General features: G+C 40.0%; 16 protein-coding genes. 4 read left to right on the forward strand and 12 right to left on the reverse strand.

The window, feature by feature from the left end; all coding sequences use genetic code 11:
- Nucleotides 1-168: 168 nt before the first annotated feature.
- Entirely contained in the window at nucleotides 169-351 is a 183-nt protein-coding gene (locus AC0VYG_RS11765; protein ID WP_475432453.1) for a hypothetical protein, read from the reverse strand.
- Nucleotides 352-483: 132 nt separating this feature from the next.
- On the opposite strand from AC0VYG_RS11765, the gene AC0VYG_RS11770 reads away from it, so the two are divergent.
- Nucleotides 484-1,341, forward strand: coding sequence for an alpha/beta fold hydrolase (locus AC0VYG_RS11770; protein ID WP_475432454.1), 858 nt, complete (start codon nucleotides 484-486; stop codon nucleotides 1,339-1,341).
- Between the two features lie 63 nt (nucleotides 1,342-1,404).
- Here AC0VYG_RS11770 and AC0VYG_RS11775 read toward each other — a convergent pair whose 3' ends face one another.
- The 9 genes from AC0VYG_RS11775 to AC0VYG_RS11815 form a co-directional block, all read right to left on the reverse strand.
- Complete coding sequence (locus AC0VYG_RS11775; RefSeq protein ID WP_475432455.1) at nucleotides 1,405-2,280, reverse strand: hypothetical protein; 876 nt, start codon at nucleotides 2,278-2,280, stop codon at nucleotides 1,405-1,407.
- Nucleotides 2,281-2,376: 96 nt separating this feature from the next.
- Nucleotides 2,377-3,255 carry a hypothetical protein gene (locus tag AC0VYG_RS11780; protein WP_475432456.1) on the reverse strand — a complete coding sequence of 293 codons (879 nt, stop codon included), beginning with the start codon at nucleotides 3,253-3,255 and terminating at the stop codon, nucleotides 2,377-2,379.
- A gap of 33 nt (nucleotides 3,256-3,288) precedes the next feature.
- The gene (gene yjjG / locus AC0VYG_RS11785; RefSeq protein WP_475432458.1) at nucleotides 3,289-3,969 is read right to left on the reverse strand and encodes a pyrimidine 5'-nucleotidase; all 681 of its coding nucleotides are present in this window, start codon (nucleotides 3,967-3,969) and stop codon (nucleotides 3,289-3,291) included.
- A gap of 35 nt (nucleotides 3,970-4,004) precedes the next feature.
- On the reverse strand, nucleotides 4,005-4,580 hold the full coding sequence (gene yjjX / locus AC0VYG_RS11790) for an inosine/xanthosine triphosphatase (protein ID WP_475432460.1): 576 nt from the start codon (nucleotides 4,578-4,580) through the stop codon (nucleotides 4,005-4,007).
- A 136-nt stretch (nucleotides 4,581-4,716) separates the two neighbouring features.
- The gene (gene aroC / locus AC0VYG_RS11795; protein ID WP_475432461.1) at nucleotides 4,717-5,814 is read right to left on the reverse strand and encodes a chorismate synthase; all 1,098 of its coding nucleotides are present in this window, start codon (nucleotides 5,812-5,814) and stop codon (nucleotides 4,717-4,719) included.
- Nucleotides 5,815-5,818: 4 nt separating this feature from the next.
- Nucleotides 5,819-6,733, reverse strand: a complete 915-nt coding sequence (gene prmB / locus AC0VYG_RS11800) for a 50S ribosomal protein L3 N(5)-glutamine methyltransferase (RefSeq protein ID WP_475432463.1) — start codon at nucleotides 6,731-6,733, stop codon at nucleotides 5,819-5,821.
- Nucleotides 6,734-6,802: 69 nt separating this feature from the next.
- Nucleotides 6,803-7,564 (reverse strand): hypothetical protein, encoded by a 762-nt coding sequence (locus AC0VYG_RS11805; RefSeq protein ID WP_475432465.1) that lies wholly within the window; start codon nucleotides 7,562-7,564, stop codon nucleotides 6,803-6,805.
- Nucleotides 7,565-7,759: 195 nt separating this feature from the next.
- Nucleotides 7,760-8,827 (reverse strand): signal peptide peptidase SppA, encoded by a 1,068-nt coding sequence (gene sppA, locus AC0VYG_RS11810; RefSeq protein ID WP_475432466.1) that lies wholly within the window; start codon nucleotides 8,825-8,827, stop codon nucleotides 7,760-7,762.
- Nucleotides 8,828-8,830: 3 nt separating this feature from the next.
- The gene (locus tag AC0VYG_RS11815; RefSeq protein ID WP_475432468.1) at nucleotides 8,831-9,475 is read right to left on the reverse strand and encodes an HAD-IA family hydrolase; all 645 of its coding nucleotides are present in this window, start codon (nucleotides 9,473-9,475) and stop codon (nucleotides 8,831-8,833) included.
- 67 nt (nucleotides 9,476-9,542) lie between these two features.
- On the opposite strand from AC0VYG_RS11815, the gene AC0VYG_RS11820 reads away from it, so the two are divergent.
- The 3 genes from AC0VYG_RS11820 (at nucleotide 9,543) to AC0VYG_RS11830 (ending at nucleotide 11,296) form a co-directional block, all read left to right on the forward strand.
- Nucleotides 9,543-9,965, forward strand: coding sequence for a MaoC family dehydratase (locus tag AC0VYG_RS11820; protein WP_475432469.1), 423 nt, complete (start codon nucleotides 9,543-9,545; stop codon nucleotides 9,963-9,965).
- A gap of 407 nt (nucleotides 9,966-10,372) precedes the next feature.
- Entirely contained in the window at nucleotides 10,373-10,663 is a 291-nt protein-coding gene (locus AC0VYG_RS11825; RefSeq protein ID WP_475432470.1) for a hypothetical protein, read from the forward strand.
- 39 nt (nucleotides 10,664-10,702) lie between these two features.
- On the forward strand, nucleotides 10,703-11,296 hold the full coding sequence (locus AC0VYG_RS11830) for a CBS domain-containing protein (RefSeq protein WP_475432471.1): 594 nt from the start codon (nucleotides 10,703-10,705) through the stop codon (nucleotides 11,294-11,296).
- Nucleotides 11,297-11,362: 66 nt separating this feature from the next.
- Here AC0VYG_RS11830 and tusA read toward each other — a convergent pair whose 3' ends face one another.
- Together tusA and AC0VYG_RS11840 are read right to left on the reverse strand one after the other, a co-directional pair.
- Entirely contained in the window at nucleotides 11,363-11,596 is a 234-nt protein-coding gene (gene tusA, locus AC0VYG_RS11835) for a sulfurtransferase TusA (protein ID WP_475432472.1), read from the reverse strand.
- A 47-nt stretch (nucleotides 11,597-11,643) separates the two neighbouring features.
- The gene (locus AC0VYG_RS11840; protein ID WP_475432473.1) at nucleotides 11,644-12,231 is read right to left on the reverse strand and encodes an alpha/beta family hydrolase; all 588 of its coding nucleotides are present in this window, start codon (nucleotides 12,229-12,231) and stop codon (nucleotides 11,644-11,646) included.
- Nucleotides 12,232-12,331: the final 100 nt, after the last annotated feature.

The following is a 12,331-nucleotide window of genomic DNA, read 5'->3' on the forward strand; positions in this document are numbered from 1 at the left end:
AAAATGAATGATGTAGAGTAACTCATTGAATTTAATAAAAATAATTAAAACCAAGCCAAAAAAGGCTTATTTCTTGTTATTACACTAATTCCGATAATCACATTTATCGGAATTAGTGTATAGCAATATGTGCCCTAAGTTGATGTTTAAATCCTATTTGATTAATGATTAGACTTGGTCACTTTGGCTTTTTGTGCTTGTCTCAACATAGTGACTAATGATTGATTGTAATGAGTCTTGAAGACGCTCTATCTGCTCAGCTACATCATGCTGCTGCTCTTCAGGAATGGTTGAAATATCACGAAAAGTGAGTAGCTCTAAATCCTTTAGTAACTCGGTTAAATGTTCCATCTAATTCACTCCTATGAATCCAATCTGACAAAATAAACAATGAAAAATTCTGTGAATCACCACATAAAATTATTTTTCGTATCTTTTATCCTTTATATTTCTATTTCCATTGTCATTTAAAGGAGAAAAAAAATGGAAACAACAACACTTGTTCTAAATGGAAATAAATATCGTTATACAATTTATAAAAACGAGGCCTCAGACCAATACGGTATTTTCCTTATGGGTGCCCTACAAGAAATAGAATCAGTGGATTTCTTTTCAAAATATTTTTCTAGCACTCTAAATTGTATAACGGTTGAGTTACCTGGAACTGGAATGACCGATGTACTACCTGCTTCAGTTAGTATTCTCGAACAAACGAAAATGTTAGTGGATTTAATTATGTTTTTAAAAATAGAAAAAGCACATATTTTTGCATTTTCATATGCAACAGCAATTTCTGTAGAATTATATAACATATGGGATGGTATTCTCAGTCTATCAATCTGTGGTGGCATTCCTGGTATTCCTGAATCTGGACGAAGTAATACAATAGAGATTATGGGGCACGCATTGACGGATAAAAAACGATTTGCCCAAGAGTTTATAAAATCCCTTACGTCAAATAACGAATCAATACCTAGGGGGAAAGTTATTTCACGTAGCGCCATACAGAAAGTCTTTCGGTATACAGATGTACAAATACAATCTTTTTGTGAAAACACACTTAGACTCTTAGTACATAAGCCTTCATTCGATGTTTCTAAAATAAAAGTTCCATTTTTATTATGCATTGGTGAACATGATCCCTATGTTAAAAAAAAAGGAGCGATAGCCTTCTCCCAAAAAATTCCCAATAGCAAATTCATATCGATTGAAAATGCCGATCATTTAGTACATATACAGCATCCAGAAAAAACAGCTAAGGCCATGCTTGCTAACGCTTACGCTATTGAAAGCAGCAAAAAATATATTGATGAGCTATTTCTTCAAACAGATCCTTTTTAAAGGATAACTACCCTATCAGTCAAAATAAAAAACTGGGTTTTTAGCTATAAAAAAGTCCACTTTTTATCGATAAGGCTCGCAGATATAGGCTTCTGCGAGTTTTTTTAAAATTTCTGTTGCTGTTCTTTTTTGTTTTTTGGAAAGATGTTTAAGTGATTCAACAATGAGTTGATCTCTAGTGTTTTGCTGAATTCTAAGCTGATGAAACTCAGGATAATCGACCATATTGCTAGTGAAATCAACATGGCTGTTTACTTTAAAACCAAGCTTAAGTCTTGCACCTAATGACATGGAAAAAGTTTGATATGTGTTTGGCTCTTCTAATCTAGAATATTTATATAAAGAAACACCTAATACCTTTGCCATAGTTTCGTAGGAGAAATTATTTTTTAGTCTGAATTTCTTCATTTCAATAGCAATGGATTTATAATAATCTCTTGAGAACTTTTTGATATCTATTTTACAAGGTGGCAATGGAATAATATCTGTGTCGCTATATGATTTTTCTTTAATAAGCTTTTGTTTTAAATTATCTACACAGTCTTGTCCTTTCGGATCCAAAAAATTATAAATAATATTAAGAAATAGGTTGAATTGATTGGTTGGAATTCTACCGGAACATATTAGTGCATCCACCGCTTCATTGTCCATTCCTCGATACGATTCGCGAATCTTTAACCCTTTATAGAAACTTGTCATGGGAACCATAGTTACCCATGAGTATGCAGCAACAATATGAATAGGACGAGTTGATGGGTAGCTTGGCTGCATGTAACGCTTCCACATTACTTCATCAATCCCAGAAAAGCGACGGCTTAACTCACGAAAAGATAGGTTTTGTGTCTTCCTGACATATGACATTGAAAATGCAATATCTATATCTAGATTTTCAAGCATTTTTTCAATGTGAAGAAGCTCTTCATCCGTTGCTATGTTCATAAGCTCCCTATTATTACGGTAAGGCACTAGGTATCTTTTTTTGTAACATCACATAGATTACAGAAAAACAAGGTCAAAAAAAAGTTGATTTTACCCTCATTTTTTCTTGCTAGAGTGAGCTGTTGCTAACCCTTTTATAACACCGATAACATACGGTTTCTGTTGTTCAGAAATGTACCTTAGTGACTCTATCAGCAGAGAATCTCTTATGTGTTGTAGCTTTCTATATTCGTGAAATTCCGGATAATCCTTCATGCAATGAGTAAATTGGACATGACCATTCAGCTTAAACCCTAATTTTACTCTCAAACCAATTGCCATAGAGAAAGGTTGAGGATTATCAGGATCCTCGAGAATTCTATATTTATACTCAGACAACCCTAGTACCCTAGCCATAGTCATGGGAGATAACTGATACCTCTTGCGAAACTGTGTTACCGTTAGTGCTATTGAGCGGTAATAGCTTGCTGCAAATTTATCGATATCTATGATGGGAGGAGCAGAACAAAATTGATACAAAACCTCATCAAAAACACCATATTCTTGCTCTAAACGCTTCCTGAGACTATCCACTTGCTTTTTTCCAAACTCGTCTAGAAAGCAGTGTATACATTGAAGCGCTAAGCTAAATAAATCATGGGGCATATTGGCTATGCAAATAAGGGCTTCAACCCCCGTCTCATCCATACCTCTATAGGTTTCTCGAATCTTTAGACCTTTATAAAAGCTAGTCATCGGCACCATAGTGACCCACGAGTAAGCAGCTATAAAATGAATGGGCCTTACGCAAGCATATCCTTGCTGCATATAACGTTGTAATAACTGTGTATTAACACCAGCGAAACGTTCGCTTAGGGTGGAAAAACTCCACCCTTGTGCTTTTCTGACATAGCCCATGCTTACCGCCACATCAAGATCTATATTCGCTAGCTTTTCATCTATTAATAAGAGCTCTTCTTCTGTCGGAATTTCCATTGTTACGCATTACATCCTTATATAAGCCATCTTCTAAAGCACGCTCTCCATTATGTTCTTGAGCTCAAGTAAAGAGCGAGCTTGGTAAGTTGGTTTAATATGTTCTGGATGTGTTTCACTGTGATGGTTGATCCAGCAGGTATCCAGCTCGGCATTGATGCCGCCCTGTATATCTGATGCTAAAGTATCGCCAACCATTAACACTTTTGATCGATCAGGATTGTCCATAAGAGTCAACGTATGATCGAATATCTTACGATTTGGCTTGGCGATACCAAGTTGTTCTGAAATAACAACGGGAGAAAAATATCGGTGAAAGCCAGTTCGTTCTAAACGCGTTTGCTGGAGCTGGGTAAAGCCATTGGTGATAATGGCCATATTCACCTTCTGGCTTTGCAGATAGTCAACTAGCTCTTTGGCACCTGGTAGTGCTTGGCAAATCTCAGCCATGGACTCTAAAAAATCATGGTTTAACTGTTGTGCTGACACAGACAATTTATCGGCCCATGTTTGAAAGCGTCTCGTTTGTAATTGCTCAGCGGTAATAGCCTGGTTTTGATATTCAACCCATAAAGGTTTGTTGATGCTTTGATAATCTTTAAAGTCCCGTTCGGTAAATTCCACACCATGCTTTGCCATCATGTGTACTAGGCCAGCAAAATTGTCAAAATGAAACAAGGTGTCATCTGCATCAAAAATAATCCATTGATACATGAGTTCGATCTCCTTTAGTTAAAGGGATTAATTCCCTAAAAGTGTTCTGGGTGCATAAAAGGTGCGAGACAAAGAATCAAAGCTTGCGTGTAGATACTTTCACGATTTTCCGCTTCGTTGGTAAATAAGCCGATCGCACCACCTTTTTGCTTAATATTCACAGTGCCGAATAAGTCATCCATCACGTCCCCAAGCTCTTCACCCGCTACCAACCTGTTATAAATTGAACGAGGTAGCGGCAAACTAGCAGAGCGATTAGTAACCATTTTCCCCGTTTTGTCTAATATGGTCACATAGGCGAAGGTGGCAGCCCCCTCCTCAAATTGATCAACACCGCCCTCCATTGCCACAAAATAATCCGCTGTATTTTCATCCATAACATTGGCCCCTTGCTGATCAATCTTCTGTTGATAGCAAAATCGAGCACGGTTTTCTGAGCCCAAGCGCGTTTCTGCCTCTGTCATGGGTTGATCCGCCACACCTGATGGCGCCTTCACTTCTTCACAGTGAAGAGTATGATCTGGAAATGCTTTGTTAAATGCTTGGTAAGCTGCACTTATTTTGACAGGGTTTTTGGACGCAATGATGATGCGAATAACGGTATTATTCATAATAAAAGTACCAAGTTTATTTAATTTATTTCTCTAATTAAAGCACCACAGTAAAATAGCGATATATAAAAAAGCCGTGATGTCCCTCTTTGGAATCATCACGGCTTTTATTTTACAGTAAGTAACTTATCCAGCACTAAGCTTGAGCCTTAATAATTGGGGTAGGACATTCAACATCCATATTTTGTGCGCGATGCCTTAATACGTGATCCATGATTGTCAGTGCCAGCATCGCTTCCGCAATGGGTGTAGCACGAATCCCCACACAAGGGTCGTGTCGACCTTTGGTGATCACTTCTATGGCTTCACCTGCGCGGTTGATACTTTTTCCGGGGATCGTAATACTAGAAGTAGGCTTTAACGCCATGTGAACAACAATATCCTGACCAGAAGAAAGGCCACCCAATACGCCGCCGGCGTGATTTGATAAAAACCCTTCAGGTGTCATTTCATCGCGATGCTCACTCCCTTTTTGCTCTATAACACTAAAGCCATCGCCTATTTCCACCCCTTTCACTGCGTTAATACTCATCATGGCTTTTGCAATATCAGCATCTAGACGATCAAAAACAGGCGCCCCCAAACCTGGCATAAGGTTCTTGGCGATGACACTAATTTTTGCCCCAACAGAGTCACCCTCACGGCGTAATGCTGTCATATACTCTTCAAGTGATGGAATGGCATCAGGATCTGGGCTAAAAAAACTATTGTCGTAGACTTGAGTTAAATCTTTTACCTCAAGCTTGATTGGACCAAGTTGAGAGAGAAAACCTTGAATCTCAATACCAAACTGTTGTTTTAGGTACTTTTTCGCAATGGCACCTGCCGCGACTCGCATAGCCGTTTCACGCGCGGAAGATCGGCCACCACCACGATAATCACGAAATCCATATTTCTGATCGTAGGTGTAGTCGGCATGTGCCGGACGGAATGTGTCTTGGATATTGCCGTAATCGCGAGAACGTTGATCTGTGTTCTCGATCAACAACCCAATGGGCGTGCCGGTAGTTTTACCTTCAAATACGCCTGATAAGATTTTGACTTCATCTGGCTCACGGCGTTGTGTCGTATGTTTTGATGTTCCCGGTTTACGAAGGTCAAGGTCGTGTTGTAAGTCGGCTTCGCTAATCTCGATACCTGGAGGACAACCATCAATAATGGCGCCTAATGCTAGGCCATGACTTTCACCAAAGGTGGTGACTTTAAAAAGGGTTCCAAATGTATTGCCAGACATAATGTTACTTTTGCTCGCGTCGTAATGTGTTAAGTTGTTCTTTGGTTAATACAAAGACCCCATTGCCGCCCTGCTCTAATTCCACCCACAGAAAGGGAACGTCAGGGTATGCTGCCTGCAGAGCCACCTCGGTATTACCTACTTCGTATACCAATATACCGTTATCATGCAAATAATGCGCGGCTTGCGATAAAAACTCATAAGTAAATGTTAACCCGTCATCACCTGATGTAAGAGCAAGCTCAGGCTCGTTATGAAACTCAGCAGGTGCACTATTAAAGTCCTCTGCATCCACATAAGGAGGATTACAAATAATTAGGTCATATTGTCTACCATGCAGGCCTTTAAACATATCCGAGTGAATCGCGGTTACTCGATCTTCCACCTGATGAAATTCAATATTTTCTTGAGCAATCGCCAGAGCCTTTTCACTAATGTCACTAATATCGACTTGAGCGTCTTCAAATACTAAAGCTGCTGTAATCCCCAAGCACCCTGACCCTGTGCACATATCTAAAATATTCAGAGGGTATTGCGTTAGCCAAGGTTCAAATTCTGTTTCCAGCAAAGAAACAATGGGAGATCGAGGAATGAGTGTATCTTTACTGACTTTAAAGGGCAGCCCCATAAACCAAGCTTTGCCCAATAAATATGGCAGAGGTTCACGTTGCTTAATACGTTTTTCAACTAACTTAAGAATACGTTTTTTCTCATTGTAAGTCAGAGCGCAATCCAACATATCGCGATGAAAGTCGAGAGGTAGCTTTAACGACCCCATAACCAAATGAAGAGCTTCGTCCCAAGCATTATCCGTACCATGACCATAAAAAAGATCACTATGTTCAAATCGGCTATAAGTCCAGCGAATAAAATCTTTAATACTACTTAAATCGCGAATAGCGGACTGTCTATTGCTCATGCTATCTTCTTCACTATCATTTGATGACCATTTTTAATAGGTAAATAAAAAGCCGTATTATAGCCTTTATTATTGATTGTCTCTATCTTTGCCTTGGATCTGCTTCATGGTTCGAGCAATCTCTTGAAGGGTTTGATCTAATGCCTGCCGGTGTTGCTTATCGACCGTTCGCTGCTCTTCTTGTAACGATTTGACTTGCTGTTTAAGCTTTAAATTCTCTTCTTTAAGGCTTGCAATCAAATGGTCTTGCTTCGCCAAATCAACCTCATGCTGATCAAGGTTTAAGCGTAACGCCTCTTTTTCCGAGTGCTCCCGTGTTAGCTGATTGTTAATAACTTGGTGATGAGAATAAACATCATCATAGCGCTGTTGAGTGAGCTTAAGTTGTTCATCTAACTGCGCATTCATAATTTTCAATGATTCTCGCTCCTCCATAAGCGCATCGTAAGCGTCTTGCAATTCACACAAGGCCGAACTTAACGATGAATACTGTCCTTCCGTTGCGGCAAGTCTTAACGCGTATTGAGCTTCGGCATCCAGTATTTTCTCATCAAGCAGCCGGCCCAATATCTGCGTAACATCCCGGGAAAATCGGTTAAATGAGGGACCTAGACTATCGCCCAGCTCTTTAAGCTGATGTTGCTGGTACTCTTTATAAAGCTCTTCCCATTCAGCAATGGCATTCATTAAGGTTGTGTTCGAGCACTTACGCCCATCTTTTTCAAGGAAGTAATCCGCAATTCGGGGTATATTTGGAAACTGGTTCTTTTCGAGCAGATCCCAGCAAGCCTGATGAATCTCTTCTCGTGCGATGTTTGCCTTACGAGCCATTTTCCTCCCCCTCTTATCTATTCAAGATAACAATATGGACGTTTGATCAATTTCGTCATTATATTATCTTTTTTACGAATAAAGAATAGTATTTACCCTCTCTCTCCAATATCTATATTACACATTACAAGAAAAGGACAATAAAAAACCCCAAGAAGGGGCTTTTAGAAGGTGTTATGCCGATAAAAGTGGCCTTTAATTTAGCTTAGCGTTACTAAGTAACTTTGTAGCAAACTCAACGCCAAATTTTTTGGCAAACTCATCCAATGGATCTTGTTTAGGCCCATAGATCACTTGTTTGTCGTTGGGGAATTGCGAATTTAGTACATCATTAAGGCTCGCTAGACCGTCAATCAAGCCTATTTTTTGCGCTTGCTGGCCGGTAAACACCATTCCCGAAAAGACATCTTTTGTGATTTTTAAACGATCGCCCCGCCCCACTTTCACCGCATCAATAAATTGCTGATGTGTTTCATCTAAGATAGCTTGCCATTTTTCCTTAGCCTCTTTGGTCATAGGGACAAAAGGATCTAGGAAGTCCTTATTACGACCGGATGTAAAGGTTCTGCGTTCAACCCCAATTTTTTTAATTAAGCCACTTAAATCAAAGCCAGAAGAAATAACGCCTATGGAACCGACTAAACTTGCCCTATTGGCATAAATCTTATTGGCTGCTGAGGCTATATAGTAGCCGCCCGATGCCGCCATATCTTCTACCACCACAATAATGGGAATAGACGGATACAATTTTTCTTTTTTACGAATGGCATCGTAAATGATACCAGCTTGGACAGGGCTGCCGCCAGGACTGTTCATGTCGATGACTACACCCTTTAGATTGGGATTCTTATAGGCATCATCTAAAATATCCACGTATTCATTTCCATCGATGTCTGCACCACTACCAATAACCCCATCCATGGGAATGATGGCCACCGTATTTTGCCCAGACACATTGGCATCTAAGGCGGATCGACCAAGCCATAATCCCACTATGCATAATAAAATAATCAAACTGGTAAAACGGAAAAAAATCTTCCAACGACGAGCGCGTCTTTTTTCAATCACATTATCACTTAGTGTTTTCTCTAATAAGCGCCAGAGCTGTTGGTTGTCATCCAACTTCGCCTCAGATGCCTTGCTGCCATCTCTTTCTTTCTCGCTATTGCGGTTTTGTCCAGCATCGTCATGTTCAAACAATTCGCCTTGCTGATTCGTTGGGTTTTGTTGGTTCTTTTTGTCTTCTTCTTCGGTCCAGCTCATGCTCTATTTCCCTAAAATGGAAGCTAATTGATATAAATTGTCGACAATTGTTTGTGGCTGACAGGATGCTAAACGTTTTTTGTCATGGGCACCATAAGACACACCAATACCCGCTACCCCGGCAGCTCTAGCCATATTAAGATCATATTCGGTGTCGCCGACCATCACCGCTTCTTCTGGCAATATATTAAGCTCCGCTAAGATTTGTTCGAGCATCATAGGATGGGGTTTCGATAGCGTCTCATCCGCACAACGTGTCGCTGCAAAGTAATGGCCTGTTTGCGTAAGCGACATAATACGATCTAACCCACGACGAGTTTTTCCGGTTGCAACCGCTAACAACATGCCTTGTTTTTTCAACTGCTCAAGAAGCTCAGACATTCCATCATAAGCCAAAGGTGGCGTTTGGTCTGCCTGCACATATAAACGTTTATAATGCATTTTTATCTTATCTAATGTGTCAATTGGGAGCTCAGGCCAAACAGTCTTAATCCCCACATCTAAAGATAAACCGATGATATTTTGTATATCACAGTATTCTCTTTTAGGCGCCATGGCATTTTCTGCAGCTTGCAACATACAAACACAGATCTTATCAATGGAATCAAATAAGGTTCCATCCCAATCAAAAATCACTAACTTAACCATAGATACCCCTTAAGAATGAAGCGACGAAAGTGTACCATAGCGGGAAAATCAAATATAAGGATTCACAATGACAGCAGGCTATTCTTTAGAAGCACTATCAATTAATCAAACGGCCACCTATATCAAAACCGTCAGCCAAGAAGATGTTCAAAGCTTTGCCCATGTGACAGGCGACACCAACCCTGTTCACTTAGATGCGGACTTCGCTGCTACCACAAGTTTTGGCAAGCCCATCGCCCATGGCATGCTCTCTGCTGGTTTTATTTCAGCGGCGATTGGTACTAAGTTACCAGGGCCTGGCTGTATCTATCTAGAACAAAGCCTTAAATTCAGAGCACCTGTTTATATTGGACAAGATGTCATTACAACAATTACAGTAGCGGAGATTAATGAACGCCGACGCCGTGTGACGCTAAAAACAGTCTGCGAGTGTGATGGTAAAGTTGTCGTCACAGGAGAAGCCGTCGTAATGCTCCCTGCCGCTTTTTAACCTCAAAGCAAGAAAGTTATCGATTTCACGGTGTCGATCATCGCATCTAAAAACCTTAAACGACGCACAAGTCAAAATGCGACAAAATCATTTTGGTCGCATTTTTCTTATAACGGATAAGAGGTTTGAATAATGAAAGTAATCAGCGATGTAAACAATGCGTTGTATAAGCGATCTGCTCTATTTAGATAAATTAGGTTGCTTGACGCCCTTTCTATGATCGCTTATCGTTTTTTACATAATGATAATGTATTTAACCTACAATCAGACGCTTTCATCACAGTCTATTTACAAAGAACTTAATATTGAAAAATATGAGGTATATTGAAAAAAAACTGGGTTTTTTTCTAAGAGAGGCATATATTTATTAATATAAATCATAGGTTAAGGCGTGTATGAACTCCCGATTGTTTGTCATTTCTTTTCTGATCATTTCGTCTTTACTGGCGTTATCTGGTCGCGCTACAGCAAAAGAGATTAATAAGCAACGCTGGCTTCAGCCTAATGTAGCAAAAATTTACTGTGAAGAGGTTGCTCTCGATCAAGAAAAAGCAATAAAAGGAGAGCAAGTTAGCGCTTCTGTTCACCTCTTTACTTTGACTAAAAATTATACTAATTCAAGCGATTATATTGAACAAGTTGGCTACTTTCTAGCGACCAAAACTCACCCTAGAGCACCGCCAGTTTTCTTGATATAGCTTCGCTCTTTCTGACTTTTAAACTTTGGAGAATACATCATGAAAACATTAACTTACGTTTCAACAAGAGAAATCAACACCTTAACCTGGCCAGTAACTATCGAAAATACAACACTATACTCACCTGCTTTATGCGTGTTTACAGACTTTAAAACATCTGCCCCTCGTGTGATCGAATCTAACACGCGCGCCGACGAATTAGTCAGACTAATGAGAAAAGAACACGTCCGCATGAAAGTGGTGGTCGATGCAAAAAATAATTTTGTTGGTGTCATCAGTCTAGAAGACTTGTCAGAAGATGCTTTTATCAAGCACGTGGCGAATGGCTATGCTCGCTCAGAGCTACTTGTTGCAGACTTAATGAAACCAAAAGACAAAGTTCTCGCCCTATCTTACGCTTCACTAAAAAATTCAGATATCGAATCTTTACTTTATAGCCAACGTGAAACGGAAGGTCAGCATTTACTCGTTATTGATGAAGACACAAAAACCATCCGCGGCTTGGTTTCTGCAAGCGATATCACTCGCCAACTGCGTTTAGATATTGACGTTGCTTTCTCTAGCTTTAAAAACATCTATAAAATTGCTTTATTAGGCGAAAAATACAACAGCAAAAAACTTAGGGTTGCCTAATAGAAGATAAAGCACCTTACTTTCAAAAATAAGGGGTTCAAAGTTATGCTTTGAGCCCCTTATTTTTTACCCCTCTCTTTTTTGGATCCAATAATAATAAGACTCACCTTCTTGCTCTTGTTTCACCAAAGTATGACCTAAAAATCGACAAAAGTTGGGGATGTCTCTGGTTGTAGATGGGTCAGTTGCCACCACTTTTAACACCTCAAGCGGCTCTATTTTTTTCATTTCCACGTGCAGCATCATGACGGGTTCTGGGCACATTAATCCGCTAGCGTCTAATAATGAATGGTGTTTCATAATCTGATCCTCCGACTGGTTACCCCTATTATAAACCTCCATGTCAGCTAGACAAACTTTTCTGACAACCAACGCTCAACCATGCTAGCAACCATTGAAGCCACCTGCTCTTGCGTTATCGCCTGCTTTTTGAGTGTCTTAAAATCGTGATCCGCCCCTTCAACCCACATAATATCGATATTCTTGTTGAGTGTTTGCTCCAAAACCCAGTCTGGCTTACCAAACACATCTCTTGTCCCTTGAATAATCAAGCATGGAACATCAACAGAATCCAAAAACGCCAAACGATGCTTCTCCGGTTTACCAGGAGGGTGAAAAGGAAAGCCAAAGCAAATAACACCCTTCACTCTGCTATCCGTTGTCAGTTGCGTCGCCACTCGCCCTCCCATCGATTTACCCGCAACAATGAGTGGTTCCGAGGTACTAAGGCTCTCCGTAAACTCTGGGATCAACTTATTGAAACGCGGTGGTGGACGCTTTTTGCCAGTGGCTTCTTGTTCGCGCATATAGGCAAAAGTCACGGGTATGACAGGACAGCCTTTTTCTTCTAGCTGGCGTTTAATATATTGCAAAAAGCCATTTTTTGTATGACCAGCTCCTGCTCCATGAGCAAGATAAATAGGAAGTGTTTGCATGGATGTATCCCAATACTAAAAGCGTATGTTTTTTAATCTGAATAAAAATTTCCCTATTGAACCGTAAGATTTTTATTTTGACCTTAAAACTTTGATCCAA

It is taken from the genome of Marinomonas sp. 63XJN7_7_ISO-PGPR-S23-202 (assembly GCF_056173505.1).